Genomic DNA, 623 nt, shown 5'->3' with positions numbered 1-623 from the left:
TCCTTCAGCAACAACGCCTTCGCCTCCTTCCCCCCGGACGCGTGGACGCTGAACTGGTACAAGGCCCTGTTCGCCGACGGCAGCAAATGGCCCGCCGCGCTCTCCCTGAGCGCCCTGGTCGCCGCCATGAGCACCGTCTTCTCCCTCATCATCGGCGTCACCGCGGCGACCGCCCTGGTCCGCAGCGAACTCCCGCTGCGCTCCGCGGTCTTCGCCCTGGTCCTCGGACCGTTGGTCATCCCGCAGATCGTCACCGCGCTGGGCCTGTTCCTGCTCTTCGAGCCCGCCGCGATGCTGGGCAGCCCGATCGCCATCGCTCTTGGCCACACCGTGCTGGCCGCGCCGATCGCGGTGCTGATCCTGATCGCGACCCTGCGCGGCATCGACGAACGGCTGGAGGACGCAGCCGCCAGCATGGGCGCCGGCCGCCTGACCATCGCCCGGAAGATCACCTTCCCCCTCGCCGCGCCGGGAATGATCGCGGCAGCGATCTTCTCCTTCATCACCAGCTTCGACGAGTTCTACATCTCCCAGTTCCTCTCCTCCGTCGACACCGTCACCCTGCCGGTGCAGGTCTACAACTCCCTCACCTTCGAGATCGACCCCAGCGTGACCGCGGTCAG

At 67.9% G+C, this 623-nt stretch carries 1 protein-coding gene; it reads left to right on the top strand.

Translation table 11 applies throughout. The features are described 5' to 3' along the window. On the top strand, window positions 1-623 hold a 623-nt coding region (locus tag STSP_RS06275; protein WP_067273214.1), incomplete at both ends, for an ABC transporter permease.

Source organism: Streptomyces jeddahensis, from assembly GCF_001642995.1.
Taxonomy (GTDB): Bacteria; Actinomycetota; Actinomycetes; order Streptomycetales; family Streptomycetaceae; genus Streptomyces; species Streptomyces jeddahensis.
Note: the sequence above shows the minus strand (reverse complement) of the source record. Positions and strands in the feature narration are given on the sequence as shown.